The organism is Pandoraea pneumonica (assembly GCF_049918595.1).
GTDB lineage: Bacteria > Pseudomonadota > Gammaproteobacteria > Burkholderiales > Burkholderiaceae > Pandoraea > Pandoraea pneumonica_A.
Genome location: NZ_JBNCRZ010000003.1, coordinates 685,517 through 707,426 on the forward strand (window position 1 = coordinate 685,517; position 21,910 = coordinate 707,426).

18 protein-coding genes are annotated in these 21,910 nt (G+C 57.1%); 7 read left to right on the forward strand and 11 right to left on the reverse strand.

Features of this window, described 5'->3' with window-relative positions; genetic code table 11:
* Window positions 1–3 precede the first annotated feature (3 nt).
* Window positions 4–1,428, forward strand: coding sequence for an MFS transporter (locus ACPWR9_RS15645; protein ID WP_426299018.1), 1,425 nt, complete (start codon window positions 4–6; stop codon window positions 1,426–1,428).
* 79 nt (window positions 1,429–1,507) lie between these two features.
* On the opposite strand, the gene ACPWR9_RS15650 is transcribed toward ACPWR9_RS15645, so the two are convergent.
* Window positions 1,508–2,143, reverse strand: coding sequence for a DJ-1/PfpI family protein (locus ACPWR9_RS15650; protein ID WP_426299020.1), 636 nt, complete (start codon window positions 2,141–2,143; stop codon window positions 1,508–1,510).
* Window positions 2,144–2,232: 89 nt separating this feature from the next.
* On the opposite strand from ACPWR9_RS15650, the gene ACPWR9_RS15655 reads away from it, so the two are divergent.
* Window positions 2,233–3,564, forward strand: coding sequence for a PLP-dependent aminotransferase family protein (locus ACPWR9_RS15655; protein WP_426299022.1), 1,332 nt, complete (start codon window positions 2,233–2,235; stop codon window positions 3,562–3,564).
* Between the two features lie 60 nt (window positions 3,565–3,624).
* Here the strand turns inward: ACPWR9_RS15655 and ACPWR9_RS15660 are convergent, their stop codons facing one another.
* Window positions 3,625–4,386, reverse strand: coding sequence for a YdcF family protein (locus ACPWR9_RS15660; protein WP_426299024.1), 762 nt, complete (start codon window positions 4,384–4,386; stop codon window positions 3,625–3,627).
* A 115-nt stretch (window positions 4,387–4,501) separates the two neighbouring features.
* Between ACPWR9_RS15660 and ACPWR9_RS15665 the strand changes: the two genes are divergently transcribed.
* Window positions 4,502–4,855 (forward strand): VOC family protein, encoded by a 354-nt coding sequence (locus ACPWR9_RS15665; protein WP_426299026.1) that lies wholly within the window; start codon window positions 4,502–4,504, stop codon window positions 4,853–4,855.
* 2 nt (window positions 4,856–4,857) lie between these two features.
* Here ACPWR9_RS15665 and ACPWR9_RS15670 read toward each other — a convergent pair whose 3' ends face one another.
* Window positions 4,858–5,376 (reverse strand): lipocalin-like domain-containing protein, encoded by a 519-nt coding sequence (locus ACPWR9_RS15670; protein ID WP_426299028.1) that lies wholly within the window; start codon window positions 5,374–5,376, stop codon window positions 4,858–4,860.
* Between the two features lie 137 nt (window positions 5,377–5,513).
* Between ACPWR9_RS15670 and ACPWR9_RS15675 the strand changes: the two genes are divergently transcribed.
* The gene (locus ACPWR9_RS15675) at window positions 5,514–6,410 is read left to right on the forward strand and encodes a LysR substrate-binding domain-containing protein (RefSeq protein WP_426299030.1); all 897 of its coding nucleotides are present in this window, start codon (window positions 5,514–5,516) and stop codon (window positions 6,408–6,410) included.
* Between the two features lie 332 nt (window positions 6,411–6,742).
* On the opposite strand, the gene ACPWR9_RS15680 is transcribed toward ACPWR9_RS15675, so the two are convergent.
* The 5 genes from ACPWR9_RS15680 to ACPWR9_RS15700 all read right to left on the reverse strand — a co-directional run bounded on the left by ACPWR9_RS15680 (window position 6,743) and on the right by ACPWR9_RS15700 (window position 14,631).
* Window positions 6,743–8,683, reverse strand: a complete 1,941-nt coding sequence (locus ACPWR9_RS15680) for a hypothetical protein (protein ID WP_426299032.1) — start codon at window positions 8,681–8,683, stop codon at window positions 6,743–6,745.
* Window positions 8,684–9,202: 519 nt separating this feature from the next.
* A complete protein-coding gene (locus ACPWR9_RS15685) occupies window positions 9,203–10,189 on the reverse strand; it encodes a hypothetical protein (RefSeq protein WP_426299034.1) in 987 nt (328 codons plus the stop codon).
* Window positions 10,180–11,787, reverse strand: a complete 1,608-nt coding sequence (locus ACPWR9_RS15690; protein ID WP_426299036.1) for a hypothetical protein — start codon at window positions 11,785–11,787, stop codon at window positions 10,180–10,182. The genes ACPWR9_RS15685 and ACPWR9_RS15690 overlap by 10 nt, the downstream gene beginning before the upstream one ends.
* A gap of 22 nt (window positions 11,788–11,809) precedes the next feature.
* The gene (locus tag ACPWR9_RS15695; protein ID WP_426299380.1) at window positions 11,810–13,168 is read right to left on the reverse strand and encodes a TnsD family Tn7-like transposition protein; all 1,359 of its coding nucleotides are present in this window, start codon (window positions 13,166–13,168) and stop codon (window positions 11,810–11,812) included.
* A gap of 56 nt (window positions 13,169–13,224) precedes the next feature.
* Window positions 13,225–14,631 carry a hypothetical protein gene (locus tag ACPWR9_RS15700; protein WP_426299038.1) on the reverse strand — a complete coding sequence of 469 codons (1,407 nt, stop codon included), beginning with the start codon at window positions 14,629–14,631 and terminating at the stop codon, window positions 13,225–13,227.
* Window positions 14,632–15,502: 871 nt separating this feature from the next.
* On the opposite strand from ACPWR9_RS15700, the gene ACPWR9_RS15705 reads away from it, so the two are divergent.
* Window positions 15,503–16,018: a DUF6471 domain-containing protein gene (locus ACPWR9_RS15705; RefSeq protein ID WP_426299040.1), complete on the forward strand. Its 516-nt coding sequence runs from the start codon at window positions 15,503–15,505 to the stop codon at window positions 16,016–16,018.
* Between the two features lie 553 nt (window positions 16,019–16,571).
* Here the strand turns inward: ACPWR9_RS15705 and ACPWR9_RS15710 are convergent.
* Window positions 16,572–17,957: a PD-(D/E)XK nuclease family protein gene (locus tag ACPWR9_RS15710; protein ID WP_426299042.1), complete on the reverse strand. Its 1,386-nt coding sequence runs from the start codon at window positions 17,955–17,957 to the stop codon at window positions 16,572–16,574.
* A 394-nt stretch (window positions 17,958–18,351) separates the two neighbouring features.
* Complete coding sequence (locus ACPWR9_RS15715; RefSeq protein ID WP_426299044.1) at window positions 18,352–18,543, reverse strand: YqaE/Pmp3 family membrane protein; 192 nt, start codon at window positions 18,541–18,543, stop codon at window positions 18,352–18,354.
* Between the two features lie 213 nt (window positions 18,544–18,756).
* Here ACPWR9_RS15715 and ACPWR9_RS15720 point away from each other — a divergent pair, with 213 nt between their 5' ends.
* Together ACPWR9_RS15720 and ACPWR9_RS15725 are read left to right on the forward strand one after the other, a co-directional pair.
* The gene (locus ACPWR9_RS15720) at window positions 18,757–19,437 is read left to right on the forward strand and encodes an HNH endonuclease (RefSeq protein WP_426299046.1); all 681 of its coding nucleotides are present in this window, start codon (window positions 18,757–18,759) and stop codon (window positions 19,435–19,437) included.
* 503 nt (window positions 19,438–19,940) lie between these two features.
* The gene (locus ACPWR9_RS15725; RefSeq protein WP_426299048.1) at window positions 19,941–20,675 is read left to right on the forward strand and encodes a hypothetical protein; all 735 of its coding nucleotides are present in this window, start codon (window positions 19,941–19,943) and stop codon (window positions 20,673–20,675) included.
* A gap of 284 nt (window positions 20,676–20,959) precedes the next feature.
* On the opposite strand, the gene tcmP is transcribed toward ACPWR9_RS15725, so the two are convergent.
* Complete coding sequence (gene tcmP, locus ACPWR9_RS15730; RefSeq protein WP_426299050.1) at window positions 20,960–21,799, reverse strand: three-Cys-motif partner protein TcmP; 840 nt, start codon at window positions 21,797–21,799, stop codon at window positions 20,960–20,962.
* Between the last annotated feature and the right edge of the window lie 111 nt (window positions 21,800–21,910).

A 21,910-nucleotide genomic window follows, 5' to 3' on the forward strand; every position in this document is an offset into this window, starting at 1 on the left:
GTCATGTCATCGCTGCCCCCTGCCGCCGACACTTCGGCGGCGAGCGCCCGCACAGCGCCTGCTGTCACCGGCGCTGCCCAGACGCACGAACCACCGACCACCGGCCGCGGCCTGGCCATGACGGCGATTTTGCTCGCCGTCTCGCTGGCCAGTCTCGACACCGCCATCTGCAACACGGCGTTGCCGCAGATGGCCATCGATCTGAACACCACGCCGTCGGCCTCCGTATGGATCGTCAACGCTTATCAGTTGGCGATGGTGGCGACGTTGCTGCCGTTCGCGTCGCTGGGCGAGCGCGTCGGCCACAAGCGTGTGTTCATGGCCGGCGTCGCGGTCTTTCTGATTTCGTCGGTGCTGTGCGCGCTGTCGCCGTCGCTCGGCTTTCTTGCTGGCGCGCGCGTCTTGCAAGGCATCGGTGCAGCGGCGGTGATGAGCGTGAACATCGCGCTCATCCGATTCCTGTATCCGCCGCATCAACTCGGGCGTGGTGTGGGGCTGAACGCGCTCATCGTGGGGATCTCGTTCGCCATCGGGCCGACCATCGCGTCGCTGGTGTTGTCGGTCGGCAACTGGCCGTGGCTGTTCCTGATCAACGTGCCGACGGGCCTGCTCGCGCTCGCGTTCGGGCGTCGCAATCTGCCGGACACGCCGCGTAGCGAACATAAGCCGGACATGGTTGCGGCACTGCTCAACGTCGTCACGTTCTCTCTGCTGATCTTCGCATTGGGACAAAGCGCGCAACAGGCTGACTGGCGTCTGACGCTGGCCTGTTTCGCGGGTGCCGTGCTCTGCGGCTGGGCGTTGATTCGTCGCGAGCGCGGCCATCGTGCGCCGATGCTGCCGGTCGATTTGCTGCGCTTGCCCGCGTTTGCACTGTCGACCGTGACGGCCATTTGCGCGTTCGCGACGCAGGGGCTAGGGCTGGTGTCGCTGCCGTTCTATTTCGAGAACGTCTTGCATCGCAGCCCGATCGAGACTGGCTTTCTGATGACGCCGTGGCCGTTCTTCGTCGCAGCCATTGCGCCGGTGGCGGGCCGACTGTCGGATCGGTATCCGGCCGGTGCGCTGGGGGCCATCGGTCTCGCGATGCTGAGCGCTGGCATGACGTTGCTCGCCTTGATGCCAGCACATGCCGAGGTCTGGGACATCAGCTGGCGCATGGCCTTGTGCGGTCTGGGTTTCGGGTTCTTCCAATCGCCTAACCTCAAGGCGTTCATGCACAGCGCACCGCCCGAGCGTAGCGGCGGCGCGAGCGGCATGGTCGGCACGTCGCGATTGCTCGGCCAAGCCACAGGTGCGGCACTCGTCGCGCTCGCCTTCGGACTCGTTGGTACGCACGGCTCCACGCTGGCCCTCGCGTGGGGTGCCGCGTTCTCTGCGGCGGGGTGCATCGCAAGCGGTTTGCGTCTGGTGCGCCGCACCGCCTGAGTTGTTGCTTGCCTAAAATGCACGCGGCGCTTAGGTAGCGCCCGTGCAGTCCTCCCTCAGCGCGAATGCCATTAGCCGATCAGGCCACCCGCGTCATTTCGGGTGTGTCCGTCAGATACGGCGTGATGTTTGCCATCGCGCGCGTAACGTATTCAGTTTTCTCGCCCACCGGCGCCACGTAATGGATGGCGCTGCGCGCCGCTTCGAAGCCCTCCAGACGGGCAATGCACCAAGCCGCCAGATACTGCGAGGCGAGACATCCACCGGAAGTTGCGACGTTGCCCTTCGCCGTGAATGGACGCTCCAGCACTTGGACGCCCGCCTCCTGCACCCATGGTTTCGTCGTGAGATCGGTGCACGCCGCCACGCCGTCCAACAGCCCCAGCTTGGCGAGCACGAGCGTCCCCGAACACTGCGCCCCGATCAACTGACGCGCCGGATCGAGCTTCAAACGCGACATCAGCGCCGCATCGGCGACCACATCGCGGGTGAGCATGCCGCTGCCCACCAGCACGGCGTCGGCCTCGCAGGCTTCCTCCAGCGACGCCTGCGCTTCGATCACTACCCCGTTCATCGAACGCACCTTCGGCGTCGGGCTCGCAATCGACACACGCCATCCCAGCCGTTTCACGCGGTTGAGAATGCCAAGGGCGATGAGCGAGTCGAGTTCGTTGAAACCTTCAAAAGTCAGAATGGCGACGTGGGTGGGACGCATGGGGGGCCTCGGTAGTGACGACGTTGTATTGCGGCATCGTAGAACCGATAATCATGACAATCAAATAATTGTCATGGATACACTTTCCCATGCCGCAATCGCGCTACAAGGCGTTGGTCGATCGACTGGCCGACGACATTCGCACCCAACGCCTGCGCCCGGGCACGCGTCTGCCCACGCACCGTGAGCTCGCGGCGCGCGAGGGATTGGCGCTCGTCACCGCGACGCGGGTCTATGCGGAATTACAAGCGATGGGCTTGGTGAGCGGCGAGGCCGGACGCGGCACTTTCGTGCGCGAGGCGTTACCAAGTGCGCAAGGCAGCTACCTGTATGGCTGGAGTACCGAACGTGTCGATCTGAGCTTCAATGCCCCGACGTTGCCGGAGCAAGCGGGCCTGTTGCGCACGGCGTTGCGCCAGTTGGCGGCTGGCGGCGACGTGGACGCGCTGTTGCGATATCAACCGCATAGCGGGCGCGAGCATGAACGGGAGATCGTGGCGCGTCATGTGGGTCAGCGTGGCATTAGCGCCTCGCCGGAATCCGTTTTGGTCGTGAGTGGCGGGCAACATGGTTTGGCGACCACGACACTGGCGCTGCTTGAACCCGGCGACGTTGTTGCGGTGGACGCCCTCACCTATCCCGGGTTCAAGCTGGTGGCGGAAGCTTGCCGATTGGAGCTAGCGCCCATTCCCGCCGCGGGCCATGGCCCGGATCTCGACGCCTTGGCAGCGTTGTGCAGACAACGTCGTGTGCGCGCGGTGTACACCATGCCGACGCTGCACAACCCATTGGGCTGGGTGACGAGCGCAGCGCGGCGCGAGGCCTTAGTCGCTATCGCTCGGCAACACGATTTGATGTTGATCGAAGATGCGGCGTATGCGTATCTCGCCGACGATGCGCCACCGCCGTTGGCCGCGCTCGCGCCGGAAAGAACGGTCTACGTCTCGAGCTTTTCCAAGAGTGTGGCGACGGGGCTTCGCGTTGGCTTTCTCATCGCGCCCGTGGCGTGGGTGCCGAAGCTCGAACGCACCATTCGCGCGACCACGTGGAATACCCCTGCGATGATGACCGCCATCGCGTGCGCGTGGGCCGAAGACGGCACGGTGACGCGATTGGAAGCTGAGAAGCGACGAGATGCCGCGATGCGCCAGTCACTCGCGGCTGATTTGCTGGGCGATCTAACGCGCGTGGGCCATCCGGCCTCGTACTTCGTCTGGCTACCGCTGCCGAACGAAGTGCGGGCCGACACCATCGCCACGGCGCTCATGCATGAGAACATCGCGGTCTCGACCGCGGAGCCGTTTGCGACGTCGCCGCAGATGCCCCACGCGATTCGCCTCGCGCTAGGCTCCGTCGCAATTCCGGCGTTATCGCAGGCGTTGCAAACGGTGGCTCGCGTGATTGCGGATCACACGTATTGATCTCTCACGCGCAGTCCCCAGTCCCGAGTCCCGAGTCGCAGCGGTGCAATCGCGCCGACATCAAGCTTGTCCGGGTTGCGTGCGCTCCGGGTTCCAGCCCAACGCGTTGTAGGCGTGATAGCGCGCGATGCCGATGTATTCATGCAGCGCAAGATCGGTGAGCGTGAAGTTGTAAGCCGTTGGCATGAGCGACGAGGTGGCTTGCAGATAATCACCGCGCACCAGCGTCGCCTTCACACCGAAGTGCGAGAAGTAGAGCGCCCCGCGTTCCAGGTGAAAACCGGACGAGACGATCACGACGCGATCCGCGCCAAACGCCTTCAGCAGATCGGCAGTGAACTGGGCGTTCTGCCAAGTGTTCATGCTCTTCGGTTCCTGCCGGATATCGGCCACGGGAATGCCCATTCGAATGAGGGCGTCTTGATACACGGCCGCTTCCGACTGGCCAGTCTTTCTCGCATCGCCGCCGCTCACGAGAATCACGCAATTCGGTTTGGCTTGCCGACACGCATGATATTGCTCGACGGCCGCCACGAAGCGGGGGTACGAAAACGACCCTGGCTCCACGCCATCGACCCCGGCAACCCGTTGCGTTCCCGCCCCTAACAGCACGATGACATTGTGCTCACCCCAAGCCATCGCTGGCTTAGCGGCATAACGCGATTGCAACGAGCCGAGCATCCACTTCGGCACCACGCCGCCCCCTATCGCAAGGAAGAGGATGGCGCACGCGGCAAATAGCGTTACGCTGGTACGCCGCCACTTGATCGCTCGCAAGAAATACGCGAGTGCTGCAATTACCATCAGTACGGCCAACGTCATACAGCTCCTCGGTGTGGGTAGCGCTTCGGCAAAGGGCTACGTTGTACCGCATCGAGATGAAATCGGCATGAATTCCCCTGCCGCTTTGGGTAGAGGAATTGGAAAAAGGACAACTATGGGCATTCGAGGCAAAGACCGACAAATCGACAACATCGAGTTCAACGTCGGCGACATTGAACGAAGCAAGCGTTTCTACGGCAGCGTATTCGATTGGACATTCACCGACTACGGACCGGCGTACACCGAGTTCACCGATGGCCGCCTCACCGGTGGCTTCACGACTGGCGAAGCGGTCCGCCCCGGTGGTCCGTTGGTTATTCTCTACGCCGACGACCTCGCGCAGACCCAGCAGCGCATTGAAGCCGCGGGTGCCGCGATCAGCCGCGCGGTATTCGAATTTCCGGGTGGACGGCGCTTCCATTTCCTCGACCCGGATGGTTACGAACTTGCGGTGTGGTCGGCGACGTAAGCCTAGTCGAGGCGTTGCCACACCGAAATCGGCACATCGCCATTCGGGCGGGGTGTGACGCGATAGCTCAACTCGCGGCCTTTGAGTGCGTAATTGCGCATCTGCTGCTCCCCCTCCCAGTTGGGAAACGAAGCGTTTTGAATATGAAAGGTCAGCGTTCCCGCAGCCGGGTCGATGCTGAGCGTGCCGAAGTGTGTACTGGAGCCCATGACGGCGGACTTGTACTCGTCGGGCGTCGCGGCACTCTTGTCGCCTGACGCAAATTTGGCCCGTTCCGACTTGAAGATTTGTAGCGAGTAGTGACCTTCGGCGTCGATGAACAGCACGCCCTTCGGAGCCGCCCCGTAGTCGCGGGTACGCGTACCGTCGGGGTGCTGAACATCGGCGGCGACTAGTGTCCAAGTCCCGGCGAGCGAGCGCCCCGCTGCTGCGGAGTCCGCCGGAACCGCGTGCGACGTCACCGCGCAGGCGGCGAGGAAGGTCCCCAAGATTCCCTGTTTAAAAATCGTCTGCCCATTCATACCGTGTTCGCCTCGCTAATGCGGTTCGTGGATTGAGAATTCGTGCGAATCGAGCTGAATCGCTGACATCGATACTAAAGATATGAATGTTCAGTGGATGCGATAATTCGCCATCGACACTTCAGAATTACTGAATCATGTCTGTACCCAATCTCGATATGGATGCGTTGCGCACGCTGTTTATTGCGCAACAACTTGGCAGTTTGAATCGCGCGGCTGAGCGGATTGGCCGGTCGCAATCGGCGGTGAGTCAGCAAATGCGCAAGCTCGAGGAACAAGTCGGCATGGCGTTGTTTCGCAGGCAGGGGCGCGGCGTGGTGCTGACGGAGTCGGGTGAACTGATTCTTTCCTACGCGCATCGCATTTTGGATCTCAACGACGAAGCGGTGCACGCGGTGCGCGGCGCGTCGATCGAAGGCATCGTGCGCTTCGGTTTGCCGGGAGATTTTGCGGAGAGTTGGCTGCCCAAGGCGTTGGGACAGTTCAAGAAAACCCATCCGGGCGTGCGCGTGGAAGTTGCGGTGGAGCGAAACGGCTTGCTGCTGGAGCGGCTAGATCGCGGAGAGCTCGACCTTGTGCTGGCGATGGGCTATGAAAATCGTGCCGACGCTGAACCGCTCGCGACGCTCCCGATGACATGGATCGGTCCAGCGGAGACAGACATTGTTCTGCACCCCGGCGCACCACTGGATTTAGCGCTCTATCACCCGCCGTGCTTCTTCCGCCGCGCAGGCATCGAAGCCCTCGACAACGCCAATATTTCGTGGCGATTGGCCTATACGACGGCCAGCCTTCAGAGTCTTTGGTCAGGGGTGGCGGCGGGTTTGGGTATCACGTTGAGAACGGCGGCTGGGCTTCCGTCGACGCTCAAACGACTGGGCAAGGAATCAGGCCTTCCTCCCCTGCCGTCAGTCGAACTCTGTCTGCACGCGGCAACGCCAGATATTCCACCAGCGTTGGCGCATCTGAAGCGCGCTGTCATCGAGAATGCGACAGGGAATCTTCTCTCACCGTCTTGTGACATCTTTCAATAGTTTTCCTTAACGCTATTAGTTTTCCTTAAGCAATTCATAAATCCCAAGGAAATCAAATCACTACATACCATCAGGCGCAAGACATGCACGCCTACGCCAAGAGAACACGTGCGTCGGCCGCGATAGCCTGATGAGCCCGCGAAGTTCTAATAGTTTTCCTTAAGCGTGCGCTCGCCGGGTTTGGCCAGGTTCAGTTTCGAAGGACGAGAGCCGAAGCTCGGGATGCGCCAGGTTCAAACAGGAACCTCAACCAGCGATATCGAGAATATGAAAGCGAGCATATAGCACCAAAAGGCACGGGCGGGCCGGCTCCGCAAACCGTGCCGCGACGACTATGAGTGACGTTGTACCGACGCGGTGAACAACTGGGATGCCAATATGCTGTCGTACTCGTCGTCGAAATCCGACTCGATGATTACGGTGCCGTCGTTTGCAAGGATGACACTTGACTGAGCGACCTCGAACGCATCGCGCGCCTCGTCCAGATTGGTGGTGTCGGCGTTAGTTGGAGCGAAGCGCCTAGCATCCTGACTTCTCTTAGCGTTCTTGCGAGCGTCGCGAACCGATTTTCCTGCGAGCACAGTTTCGGAGGTTTTGTTCGAGCGCTGATGGTGGTCATCCAACTTATCTTGCATCTTGTTGGTGACGGTGTTGACTCGGTGGCGATGCCTACCCGTCTTAACCTCATCCCTAATAGCCAGTGCGGCATCATCCCAGTTACGCAGTTCAAGCGCCTTCCAGGTTACATGTTCGACCATCAGTGCGTCTTGCGGAACAAGGCCAAGTTCACCACGGTTGCCATGATTGTCCCGCCACAAAAGCGTGTTGGCGTGAGTTCCAACTTGCTTGAATTCGATGAACATCTGTTCAGCCTTACTAGACCTGGAGCGTAGGAATTGTTCGTATTGATAATCGAGCTCATCGGACCTCCACCGCATGCGAAGCCACTGAAGCTTTCCGCCACGTACCCTGCCGGATTTCCAAGGGATAAATCTCTCCCAGGCCTCCTGCTCGGAAAGTTCCATCTTTTGGTCGCCGATGCTTCGCGTTTGGTGATAGGTCCATAGTGCAGTCGGATTGATGTCGTGGCAGCCGTTCTGACGCATGAATTCGCTGCGCAGAGTACGCCTCTTGGAAAATCGATTGACGTGTTGAATTGCCACCAGGAGCAACTCTTCCAGTTGTTCTACGGTGATTGGTTCTTCCGTCTCTGCGCGTTTTCGAAGGTCCTGCGAAAGTAGGTCCCGCTGCCGTGTGAAGCCCCCCCGCGCTTCGGCCATCAGCCGCACCATGATGCCATTCAGGCTCTCACCGGTTCCCTTCTTGTCTCCCCTAGCTGGCGGAGCGACGTACATAATTAGGTTCGACTCATTGCATGCGGCCTCCACAACTTTTTCGCTGGCACCGGCACCGTTGTCAACGAAAATGCCGTCGATAGCCCCGTGCAACAAGTCGCGCGTATCACGAAGGCCGAGCTCACGTGCCCGCCGTGTCTTGTCAACGTAAATGGATGCAATGCATCGCCTGAACGATTCATTATTTTCGCCATCCATTGCTATCTCATAGCCGACAACAGCACCAGTACGGCGTGAAACCGCGAATATGATAGTCACGAAGACGAGCTCAATCTTTCCGGCAATGAGAGCGCCCACGGGAATCTTAGCAACGAAGCCGTCAATGTCGGCGATTTCGAGATTCATGTCCAAGGTCAGATGGGTTGCCTGCTTGGACTTTGCTGACAAACACATATCCGACAGTCGGCGTCCCAATCGCCTGCTCCTAGCGTCGGTCTCCTTGATGATGTATTTGTTGACGTGGTAGTGAAACCGCGCAAAGGTTGGGATGAGGTGCGGTGGGTACTTACCGTACTGGTCGCACAACAACGCACTGTATGTGTTGATGAGCGTCTTCTGTTCTCCGACGTAGTATTTCTCAACAGCCTCGACGAATTTTTTGAAGTCCGCCGGACGGACATGAGTTTTTCGCTTCAACCGCGGCGCGCCCAAAAACTCGGTGTTGTCGTCGGCGATTTTCTCTGTCCGAGTTCTCGGACCTGGTCGCTGGATGTTCACCGCTATCCGCCGCACCCCGGGTCCGCCCTGCATTGGTGTTCGCCGAATCAATGCTCGAGCGCATCCGCCGTAGGCCCAATATCTGTGAAAGTACTCTAGGATTGTGGATTGATAGCCAGGTTTCTGGCCCATGCCCTCATAGACGTGGCGGAGCGCTTCAGACCTCGCATTTGGGCTACTCAAGATGAACGGATTGAACATGTCAGTCTCCGTTCCGTCATAGCTCACTGTGACCTCAGTGAAAGCTTTCACGATTGCCTTACGTCGGTCAATACCAACTAGACATGAGGCAGAAATTGGCGCGGACTCCCGTTGAATCTCGTCCGGCGTGAAAATGTCGGTGATGGAATAGATGTCAATCAGTGGGACGTCAGCACTGTCGATATTCCAACATTCCCAATGTCCACTCCCATAGAGCGTGCCACTTCCCAATACGAGTCGGAGGACGTAGAGGCCACGCGTATGCGCGTCCCAGTGTCCGGCTCGATAGACGAATTGCCGGTCGTCTCGCTTGCGCGCAAATAATTTGAATGGGACGAGCCCAAATGGCCAGGAGCGCCGTTGGTAGCTCTCAATAATGCGTCTAGCGAAAGCTTCATCTGTAATTACGCGAGGTGGTGGAACAATTGAAGTTCCCCGTGGTGGCCGTGGCGTGTTGTGCGAGCTCATGAGGTTTTTCCTGTAGCACGCCGGCTTAAGCAACGGCGTGTAGGAGTTTGTTTAGAATGCAAGCGGAATAGAACGCCGCGGGTGAACTCGTTTCGAATGGTCGAGGTGCACAAATCCAAACGACACGGCGGACACAAACAGATGCGTGGCAGTATTCTTGCTAATACCGAGACTCTTTGCCCGACGCTCGAGCACCGAATCCAGGCTGCCTCGAACGCTGTGGCTCATCAGGTTGTCGGCCATCCGCCGCGACTGCGAGTACAAATGGCGAACCTTCTCGCTCTTCGCCATTGACCACAGCGCCGCATAGTTCCCGAGCTCTCTTGATTCAATCGCATCAGAGCGCAGTTGTTCCCACGTAGATTCTCGGCTAGCGCCAATCGCACGCTCTCGGATTTCTCGGTCGTCATCCTTTTTTGCAGGAACGTGCCTGGCATGCTTGACGTTCACGATGTGATTACGCAACTTGCGCAAATTCGGGTTCCAATACGTGAGCATCAAATCGAGCGTCATAAGGTGATGCCTGCTCAGATTTTTGCCGGCGGCCCGGGCCCGTTGATACGCGTTTTCGTCGTAAACCGGATACTGTTCACGAACGTCGACCACGTATGGATGGAACATCAACGCGAGTTGTATTGCGAACTCACCCATGGATAGGGCGTGGAGTACGCGGTCATCTTTGAGGCTCGGAAAAACTACTCGGGTAGCAAACGAAGGTTGCCTCGCCTTCAATATCGATTCGTACGCGCGCCCCGTTTCCCATCCGTATTCATCAAAAGGCGATAGCTCCAGGCCGGGGGGCATCTCAAACGGACGTGGCAAATCGAAAATCTTGAAATCCGTCTGCTTTATTAGCTGAGCAGACTCGGGAGAGTGGCTTGCCTTCAATCGCTCGACCGCTACCGTCGGCACGACATTCGAGGACTCTCGAATGAATGGCTGACGTCGATAGCCTGATGCGCGAGGTTTACGGCGAGGTTCTTCGTATTCGTCGAAAGGCACGGCGCCCCAAGAATTCTGTTCCGCAATTACTCGCATGGCGGCCTCCTGCACTCAACGTTCGGAGGCCCATCTGACTCACCTGGCGAGTCGTCGAAAAACGCGAAGTTGAAGGGGGACGCCGCTCGAGAAACTCGTTGGTCACGCAATGTCGCGCTCCCGGATGACTGTTTTCGTCGAACGTTGCTTCTCGCCCGAATCTCGGTTGACGCTTTGGCACTCGATAGCCCCACTCGAACTCGCCATTCTTGAGCGCTCTCGACAGCTTCCGAGAGGGCCGCAACTGTCAGTGGGAAGCGATGCATTAGTCCTGTGTCTCGCGCAAGAACGGTATGCGCAAGAAGACGATTTCTGGTGATTATTCCGGGACAGGACTTCAGCCGCAATTTAATGGCTTCCTGCGTCACATGCTTCGAGATTTGCAGGTCAATTACATTGCTACGTTCCGCATCAACATCTGCAGTGGGCAATTCAACTCCGGCGGCCCTGAGCAATTCTTTGCCAGGCAAGAATCGCCTGGTGTGCCCCATTAATTTATGAAGACCGTGATGATTGAAGTGCGGAAGGCTAAGTCTCAAGGCGACGTATTCGCGCACGTTCGCTGATAAATCCGAGGTACGCTTTTTCTCGGTGTGTCGTTTCGCGATTATGCTCCGCGCCCCGGAATTTTTTTTCTTCGAAACCTTTCTATCGGCGACACGCCCAGCGCCTCCGTTTTGGATTTTGGCAACCTTCGCCTCGACGTCGCCCCAACTGTCAAAGAGAGACATCAGTAGGGCGATGCTTTGTAGCGGATTGAGGTAAACAACCGCGCCATCAAGGCGCTCCGTAGCAATTCCGGCGGTCGATACTATGCCAACCCTTTCGAGCAACCGTACCATCCGGTGCTGAGCAAAGAAATTGCGTGCGCCCCCCAAACCCTTCGCTCCGGAGTCAACAAGCCCCAATTCGCGACTGCGCTGCTGAGCGGCCTTGCCAATTGCATCGCGTGTTAAGCCACGCATGTATTCCGGGTTGAGCAGCAACTTTGCAACACGATGTAGCTCCATCTCGTGTTCTTGCTGAGATGTTGACATTCCGGAAACGTCGTCGAGCGGCGTGAGTCCGCAACCACAGTGCTGACCAGGCCAAACGAGCCTGTTGTGGTCTCCGTCAACGGCACACTCGTTGCACGCAACGGCAAGCGGTCGCTCATGCACCGAGCAAAACAATAGCCCAGGTACCATGTTGGCTCGGTTCCAAAAGGGGGTGCCGCATGACGCGATGTCAGACTGTGCGCAGTCCGGGCACATCGTGGGAAGCACTCGAAACCTGCCACCATTCGGACCATTCATCCCGAGCGGCGCCATGATTCCATGGGCATACTTGTACCGCGTGTGCCGAACAATCATGTCAGCTTGCTCGGGAGTGGTCATCCTTAACTGCAGGGGCAAGAACGTGTTGTATCCGCAGAGTTCCTCAAATGGTCCGATGATGTCTTTGAATGGCTCGATGTAACGGTCAAGTCCGCTTGGGGCGTACCATCCCCTCGTCAAAATATCGTGGTGGGCAATCGCACTGGTTCTCGAAAAATACTTCGGCAGCAACTCTTCCTTTTCAATCGGGAAATAGGCGCAGGGCAATTTGAAATTTTGCATATATTGCTGGGCACGCAGCCTGTTAGCACTTGGAATGAGCCTGAAGCGTTTCTGGGCGCAGATTTGCCAGCCGTGCAACGGTGCTTCGAGCCTGCACGAGCGTCTCCGAACCTAACGCACTTAGCGCATGCTCCGTCCTTTGCGTGACGAAAATTTGTTTCCAACCAGGGACTCGCGAATTCACCCCAGCCCCTCCGAGCTGTATACATGCTTGAACAAAGGCGTACTCACGCATTCCCAAAGCAAGTCGCATCTGGTACGCGGAAGGAAGTGGCGCTAGGCCGTTCTGCGAAGGCCGAATGTCTTCACTGATTGAATCGATTGAGCGTTCGAGAACTGGAGGTGGCGCCTTCACCTTTTTTCCTCCATGGCGTGAAATCGCTGGCACCTGGTTGCGCTTCACCCACTCCTTATCGTTTCGATACAGCCAGCTCCACTCAGCAGGCGAAAGACGACGAATTTCCGTCCGGGAAACACCCGAGCTCTTTTCACATTTCTCGAGCCACGCGAAGCGTCGCACCTCAACCTCAAGTCGATTTTTCATCGCAGAGGACGCAGGCGTCTGTGCCGAACTCACTCGCGACGGAAGCCCCTCAACTTCATTGCCGAACATCGCTAGCAGTACAACCATAGCTGGATGGACGGGTCGGTTTCGTGCTGCTTTTCTTAGAGCAGACTCAACATAGTCCCCATCTTTGGTCACATGCGTGAGGCGTGGGTCTTCGAACCCCGCCGAGAAAAAACGTTGAAAATCCCGTCGAAGACTAGCCATATTCCAGCGACCGGACTCACGTAGATAGTTACGCTCAGCGAGCACGTTCGTGATTTCCGACCAAGCGAATTTCCTATCTGTGCTGCCAGTCGAGAGCGCCGTGGCCAGACGAGCATATTCAACAGAGTTACGGCGTGCCGCATCGGAACCAGGACTTATGAGTAGCGCCTCAAGTCTGCTCCCGTCACTTGCGCACTCGAGCAACGTATCGTGATGAACACATCTCGTGACGTAATCGATGCAATGAACAATGCGGTTTGCGAATCGCCCCAGGCGACGAGAGTCGTTTTGCGCGCATTCTGGACACTGAAGTTCGGTGCGATTTCCACATTGGCAAAGCACATCGAACGTAGGACATGGCGTGCGAAATCGCCCATCGGTCAATGACTGCATGAGGGCCTCACGCGAATCTGCCGTCATGCCAATGGCGCTCCATTCGGCGAGACTGTGCGCCACCAGGACTTCCGACGGAAGGCCGTAGGAATTTTCAGTTATCGTGCAAAACTGAGTCGCTCTGCACGGTAACGAATTCGCGAGAGGACTCGCATGCCGATAGAACACCATGTAAGCTCTTTTCACGCCCCGCGAATGAGTCGTCTGAGCAACCATTTTTAGGATAGAGCAAGCGCTCTCACCCTCGGTCGCGGGAAAGAATGTGAATGTGCTCACGCCTTTGCCTCCTCGACTGCCTCGTCGGCGTGCTCGCTCGCCGGCTGAGTTTTACTGGTCTGGTCCACCTTCGGTCCCCGGACGACGCTGTGCGTATCTTTAACGAAACGCTTTTGTGAAACATCGCTGCCGTCATCGAGGCGAAGGACTGAATCCACAACAACAGAAAGCGGAAGCCAATCGCTGTACGACCTGAGACGCCCAAGAGAAAACGTGCCTCCAGCGCGTGCGCTCCGGACCGCGTCCAGCATCGGCTTTTGCAATCGAAGCGCCTCGTGCGCGTGTGCAATGAAAATGTCTCTTGATAGCTGAGGCGTAGCACCGACCGTCCAAAGCGAGGCAACGTATGCCCCGACCTTCATCGTCAGCTCAATCCGCCCTAGCGTCACAGCGTGCAGCGCGGCGGAGAACCAAGTCGGCGGTATTTTCCCGAAGCGCCAGAAGTATTTCAGCCAGACTAACTGCGCCGCGTTGTCCCAGCCGCGGGAATCGAGAGAAAACAGCTCAATGCTGGCGGAGCCTTGGGAGGTTAGCGCCGCTTCCGCATCACCCACCCCAAGAAGGCTCACTGCTGCGCCGGGTGTTCCGACGATGACGAACGGGATGCCAGTTGCTCGCGCAACTTGCCCCAGCGTCGACCACAGCTCTGCCGCCTTCGTGGCGTTGGACATCCGGTGCGATACGGGACCGACAACTACTAGGCCAACGTTCAGCGCGAGCAACACGGACTGCATTGCGGTTGCGACTCCACCGTCCCTCATGACGGGTAACACGTGTCGCAAGTCGAAGATGTGTGAGACATGGCGTACGAGCTCGCGGCCGAACGTCTCCGCGTTACCGTTTGGCGGAAATGGAACGACGATAGTGTCCATGCGCGCGAACCGAGCGCCACGCGCGTAGCCTTCAATCGGAACTTCGAACAACATGGCCTCGGTTCGAAAGACGCGCTGGCAGGCATTGATGAAAGCTCGCTGCCCAACACCATTTGGCACGACAGCAAAATGGACCTTTGTCGACACGTTCGGAAGGCACACCTCTGTGCTCAAGACGTTGTGCCCGTGCGAATCCCGTCGATAATTAATCAATCGAAACGCGTTGATGACCCTAGCCCGGTACTCGGGGGTAGACAAATCCCGCTCATTGGCACTCCCGGCCACAGACGTTGCAATGGCCCGAAACAGTTTGCGATGAGCGATTGTGGGTATCAGCAGCCGGTCGTCGACTGAAATGTCAGAACCAGGCGAAAAGTCTGGAAGGAATTGAATGGCCGCAGCTAGCTCGGTGTTCGTGTTAAACACCGGGACACGGCTAAGCGCAGGATTCTCACCAACCCCGGCGAAATATGTGATTGGAAGCGACGTCGCCTCAGGGTTTTCGTTATCGGCGGTAACTTCAGCGCTCATATCGCCCCTCCGTCGACTCCAAATTTGACAGAAGAAGGTACGCAGACGTGCGAACGTTCAGTCATGCGCGAACCTGCAACCGGGTCAGCAAAACCGGCGTGGTCAAGTTGACACGAAAGGCGACTCGGCCCGAAAAACTTGGCACCCGGGCCGGGTGCAATGAGGATGGAAAACTCAACAGACGCGAGATGAGCGCCAGCGAAGCGGTGGCTGCTGAAATGCGTGTTCATACGGTTCTCACACACAATCAAGGGACGAGTGTTCTCGCCCACGAGCCTGCAAAACGAGCAGACATGGGTTGACAACGCGAACCCAATGTGAGACCCTTCGCGCGCAAGAGATGCACGGATGGGCTCTATTGGGGACCACCGGGAAGCGGGGCAAAGGGACTGGTACTCTCTTTGCCCCGTTTTTTTATTTGTAAGCTTGGTTCACAACTACCACCTCCAGAATCTCAAATTTGGCGCACTCTAGTCTCTCGCCTAAGGGGCAACCAGGAACAGGCGCCCTTCGTGGCCACTTGACAAATGCGGCATTTAACGCTAAATTAGGCTGAACATTTTATCCTCAAACGTTTCGCACATCAACATTTGTGCGCGATTTTGTTCGTCCGTAACTTTCATCCACCACCTCCGCATCACCCACATCGTCTTTCGTGCGCATCGCCATCAGCGCGCCGGCGACTGTCACATAACTCATCCCCCGTCACCCCCAACACCCCTCGCCTCATCGCGAACCCAGAGCACAGTACAATCGCCAGACCCCCCTCTTTTCTCACGATGTACCAATTGAGATTTACAGCAGTGGGAAGATATTTTTCGGCGACTTTTACGTCAGTTTAGTTCGACATTTTCCGATTGCAAGGAGCCTTGTGAGCCAGGTCGAGACCGGTTGGGCGGATATGGCGGCGCGCGTCGTTCGCGTCATCCTCGCACGCAAGGGGATGGGGTATGCCGAATTGGCAGCAGCACTGCAATCCGTCGGCGTCATTGAGAACGAGCGCTCACTCGCGCTGCGCGTAACGCGAGGGCGAGTGAAGCTGCCGATGTTGCTCCAGATTCTGCATGTCACACACTCGACGATGCCCCGATTATGGCTCGATGCAATTGCCTACCGAGGTAGCTGGGAGTCCCGCGCCGCTTTGGCTCTGGCGGCTGAATTGTCCAGGCATCCCGCACTATCGGTCGACGACCTGACACTAAGAATGGTCGAGCTTGGCGCCAGCCTGAGTGAAAAAACCCTAGCTGCGCACATCAGCCAAGGAACCATTTCACTCCCCGAATTCCTTCAGTGCATCCTCGCGCTCGGCAGCCCAAGCCTTGACCGCTATATCGATTACGACGACCTGATTGCGACCGGCCGAGCCGCCGTCGCAGGCCGCTCGTAGCTCGAAATACGGGACCGCCGTCCACTTGCTATTCCCGCATTTTTTCCTAGAATAAAACGGACGTATTTACGTCCGATTATTTTTCACTCCAACGGCATATTCCATTGGAGATGAGATGTCTCGGGCAGCCCGTTTAGGTTAGGGCCGTGGAGGTGAGCATGCCACTATGGACGTTTGGGTCTGTCGAAGCGGAGCCTAGTGTGACGCTCGTGCAGTGGAGGATTGTTGAGGTCGACGCAGGAACACGCCACTTCGTTGGCGCTGACTCGCGAGACTTCACGGGAAGGGTCAGTTCGGCCATTGTCGAGTTCGATGTGGCATCGATGCGCGGCGTCACTCAGTCTGGTCGCGTTTATCACCTGCTTGGCAGCCCAGGAGATTCAGCGGACGCCCGTTACGTTTGGGGCCAGTGGCGTTCGATAAACGAAGTTCAAACCCACCACGATGTCACTCAAAGCGTGATTGACTCCGCCAGACGTGCGCTCACCGACGGCAAGTGAGCGCACGTCTGGATTAGACATCTGTACGCCATTCCGCACACCCGACTGAAAAGTCAACAGTCTGCAAGGACCTTCGTGAGCTTCCGACAGCGCTTACTCAACTCTCGCACTAGCGAGTGCTCGTCACAGATTGCGACATTGAATCGCCGCGTTGCTGCATCGCGATTTCGCCCATCGATGTAGTTGGCATAGCCAGACATCAAAGACTCGTGGACACTTTCCGCATACTGCTCGGCAACATCGCACTCGCAGTACACCGTCGACACACGATATTTTCCTTTTACGTCATCGCGTGCGTCAGCCACTTCGGCACTTTCACCTGCTTTAGTCTTACGACTCGGCTCGACAGAAGTGACATCAATTCGGCGAGCACGAACAACAATCGGCCACCAAGTCTTGCCGCTTCCATTGTCGTTGACGAACCTCTCCCACCGCTTGTTAAAGATGTCGATGAGGTTGTCGTTCGCATAGAACCGAAATTCCTCGCTTGGAAACTCCTTCGCCAGCTCAGCCTTCAAATACGAAAGACGACGCAGCCTCCCCACTTTTTTTATGAGCTCCGGATAGTGTTGTGCAAATAGCCACATCTGATTGTCAGGGTTCTCGCCTCCGTGCAGGAGTCGCCTTCCGTTCCCTAGCGCTTCCCGGCTCAGGTCAGCGAGACGGTCAAGTACTGGGCCATGCTGGTGGACAAGCTTCGACAGCATCTCGTCCAAATGCTTTTCCGCCGGTGACTCATATTCATCAAGTTGACCCTGACAATATGAAATCACGAGGCCCGCCGAGTGATTGCCACGCTGCATTTGCGTCTCGGCCCGCTGAGCACCACTCTCGAGCCAGCTATAGTCTAGATAGACCCAATGTTTCCACTCGTCACTTTCAACACCGATTGAGCGCCCCTTGTCGAGCGCAACAAAGGCAACAGACCATCCCTTGAACGCTCCGTTTTTGCACATCTGAAGGACGGCACTACGATACGCGGCTAATTGCGTGTCGTTGTGAATCGACTTGTATTTGTTTTCTACGACGACTAGCGTCTGGTTCTGAGGGTCGATAACCAGGATGTCAAGCCGCAGCGACTCAGTGATAGAAAACTCGCTCAATACCACCGCACCGTGAAAGCCGGACATGTTGATGCGCGCGGGCGTCCACTCAGAAAAAAACTTTCCACTTCGTGCGCTTCCGATGATGTTGGAGTTCTGCACAGACTTCCAAGTAGCGATGAGGAAGTCCTTAAGTATGGCGTCACCTTGGCCATGCCCCTCACGCGGGTTGAGTAGCCACTGCAACATCTGTGAATGCTGGAGCTCTGATGGTGTCAGGATGTCAAAAATATCATTCGCTTTTTTCAATGCCTCAATCGCACGCCCGGTGTTCGGGTCGCAGACGAAACGCTGAAAATCCTCGTACGAATACGACTCGGTCTTGCTAGCCACCATCTAATTTCCCCGTTTTTAAGTTGTGCTTTTTCCGCGACGTGCCGATGTTCCAACCGGGCGGCGCGGTCAACGCTTACCGCTCTATTTTTAGTTTGTAGCAACGGACAGGCGCCAGACGGCTGGCATTCCGAAGAACGCGTCTGATGAGTCTTCAGAAATTGCCGGTAAATGTCTCGCCTTCTGGCATGACGTCGAACTCAAACAGCATCCGAATGCGGGCGAAGATTGTAGGTAGTTCCGCCATTGTCGTGTGCCGGCAGGACACCCGCAGGATGGATATCCCGAAAAGAACACTTCCGCCAAAGGCTAATCCTTTAGTGCTAGAAGTGCTGCTCCGTTTAGCGATGGCTTACGCGCACGTCCCTTCGAGGCTCCCGCCACGCCTATAGCAAACTTAGCGTCGGCCGAGTGCTCGCTCGATTTTCTTGTCCGTCTTGTACTGACTAAGCGCATACACAGACCAAATGGCAGCAGGAATCCAACCAATGATGGTCAACTGCAGCAGGAGGCAGATGATTCCTGCAAAAGGTCGACCAATGGTGAAGAACTGAAGCCACGGCAATATTAGAGCAAGCAAAAGACGCATATAAGTCCTATATAAATTTCACAAAACCACTCATGCTATAAACATCGGAATCCACATTGCTCTATACGAGTCGGACAAGTCCATGTGGAATCCTGGCAGATTGTAAATTAGCCTTCGCTCTCTTTGAAGACCTCGGACATGCCTCGAAACCTGACTCCACCATCTGCATTTCTGCTAGCAATGAAATTGGCGCGAGCAGTTGTAGCGGACACTATGAAACAACAGCAGGCCGAGCAAGCCTTTCTTGAAGCCTATCCGCAATTGTCACCCCGCGCTGCTAGTGGCTACATCGGAAATTACGTTGCAATGCGCCGAGGCACAAAAGGAGTCGCCACCACAATCGCTGCCGGTGCGTGGAAGCTCTACCTACAGGACGTTTCACAAGAAGGTGCAGGACCGCTTTTCATCGCGCTGGATACATTCCTGGACCACATCCGCTATATCAAACAAAAAGCGAAGAGCACAGAGCCCTCGCTGCGCCTGGTGCACGACGAATTCGTTGAGGTACTGAAGGGGATGGCAGTCCACGAGGACGCTTCGGAGAATCTGGACGCCGCCATCCAGAAGTCCCTGACGTCCCCCTCACCTGAACGCATAATGCGCCTCTCCAAAGCAAACAAGCTTCCCGAACAAATCGTCGTGCTGACCCGCGCATATAGGCGGAATCCAGACGTCATCGCGGAAGTCTTGCTGCGAGCCAATGGGACATGCGAAGGCTGCGGGCAATCCGCACCGTTTCAACGCCCAAACGGGAAGCCATACCTCGAGGTTCACCATCGCAGACGCCTGGCCGACGGCGGCGAAGATACCGTCGAGAACGCGACGGCCTTGTGCCCGAACTGCCATCGCGAGCAGCACTACGGCATCAACTACGCCAGCGACACCACGAAGTGAGGGCGTGCGGCCCGCACGATGGAGGCCATTTGGCAGGCCCCCCCCCCCCAACAAGGCAAGGCTGAATAAGACACGACACCCTGAGGCAACCAATCCCTGGTCGCGTCGAACGCCGTCAGCAGCCCAACCAGCCTGGCCAGCACCAACCCCGCCTCGGACAATTCGTCATACCAACATCGCCCCCCCCCCCCACGGCCTGCCCCCCCTCTTTCCAAACCTATCTCCCGGGAGTACGGCGAGCACATTGAGGACGCCGAGCACGTTGAGTACGCTGAGCACCGCAAAATCCATCCAATCGATTGATTTTCAATACCAAATTTCAAAACAATGCGCGGAATTGTGCAAACTCATAGAGCTTAATTCAGTGAAACCAAAGAACTACAACACCTAAACTTGGGGATTCGACTATCTTAGAATTGGCAGTTTCGCGCGCAACGACTCGTTGCCCAGCCAGCACGAGTGAGCGAGACTTGGCATCATCAAATCCCAGCGGGCATTCGAAAATGGCAAACGCAAAACAAGCAACGACGCGGCGACTGAAGATGGCTGAGCGAGCTCAACAATTGCTCGAGCTACATTTCCCAGGCTTTCCGGCCGTATGGCTTTGGCAACGCAAGACGAACGACGGATTCACGACGATTCCCCGTACGCTCCCGCTGGTGATGCAAGCTATCGATGAGCAAGGCAAGGGACACCCAGCAGGACATACGCTCTTTTGTCTCTGGGTTCGCTCGCCGGACAATCCAATGCTAACCATTGAGAATCCCGCAACATTCGCTAGTGAGGCAGGGTTCTACGGTGAGCGAGCAGTCGACACGTGGCGTCGGCGCATGAAAAAGCTGCGTGAACTCAACTTCATCCGCAGCGTCAGAGGACCAACCGGAGAGTTTCATTATGTTTTGCTGCTGAATCCGAATGCCGCGGTCGAGCACATGAGGAACAACGGGCTGGTCCAGGACGGCCTGTATGGAAGATTTCGAGACCGGCTTGTAGAGGTGGGCGGATACGGAGAGCTGGAAGCACTGCGGGCATACTATGCAGCGCTGCAACCAGTCCAGCCCCCTGCGACGCAGGTCGTCAGCGTGGCCCCGCCACAGCCGCCGGTTGCCCCCAATACTGCAGGTGCTGCGCCCCAGCTGGCAGCGCAGGCGCCGGAGACTCCATTACCACTCAATCCCGCAACGGCAAACGACGCCTTGGTGGACCTTGGGTCAAACCTGGCAGAGCCTCGGGGGTAACCATGCGGGAGCAGCGCACAGAACAACGGCGGGAAAGCAGCCCATACTGCGCGTTCGAAAACGACCGCCAGCGTTTGTGGGCCCTCATATCCAGGGATATTCGGCTAGTTGTAATTGCGGTAGTCGTGTGTAGCGGCTCGCCAATAACGTGGCGCCTTTTGACGTCATTACTACGCTGACGGGCAACCTCACTTCGACAGTGAGGAAGCACGCGATACTTCGACTAAGCGGCGGTGACATCTCACCGTGGTGACAGTAGAGACCTTCATCTGCACACCCTCGAATCACATGCCCGGGAACGACTGCTGAGGCGATGCCGGTAACGCAGCGATATTCCAAAGCTTCGTAGCGAGCGGATGACGGGAAAGATGAATAAGTCGATACAGCGGCCCCTTGTTCATATTGACGAACAGCGGCTTCGATTGTGCGACTTGCATCTCGGTAAGGTCCGAGACAAGCGACTCCCAATACTCCAAATACGCACTGACCTGCTCATGCTTTGGGACCTCTTTCAGCCGCAACTTGCTTCGCCAGCCAGGCGCCGCTGCGTCCAATCGCGAACTACCCAGGTTGAAGTCGTTCCCGATGTTTCGCTGAACGTCCATCACGCTGAAGTGAATTAAAAGGTCGATATGCGGACGCTCGGCGAGTTTCCGAATAATCTCGAAGTCGAGGTGTTCGATGTTGAATGGGTCAAGGAAAGCGAAATGCAGCCCTCGAGGAAGCTTTTCGAGCACCAAATCGACAGTCTTAGACGCGCTCCCCAGGTACGCTTGCACGTGGGCGCCTGCGCCGCGCAAGCGTGCTGAGCACGCATCCACGGCTTTCGCGTCAGCATCCGCGATGAATATCTCGTTGAACGGTGTTCCGCCACGCTCTGACATTCGCCATGCAGACAGCACACCGCCATCAGATATGGCTCCCGATTCACGGTTCAAGACCCTTCCCGGACCAGAAAAAAGGTCAATAAACGAAGCATAGGGCCACTTTACCCGTGCCTGCCGAGCCGCGTCGACATAACGGGACAGCGCGACGTGCTTGGTTTCCGACCAAGGACCAACCTTCATGACCGGCAAGCCATCAGCGGGGTCGATGGCAATTTTGTCGTCGTTTTTCTTGGCCACGCTTTATCTCGTATTTTGAGGGCGCAATAGGGGACGTCAAACAGTATGCCGATATTTCGGAAGCGTTGCTAAAACCTGATAATCTTTATCGAGACCAAAGGCCCCATAAAA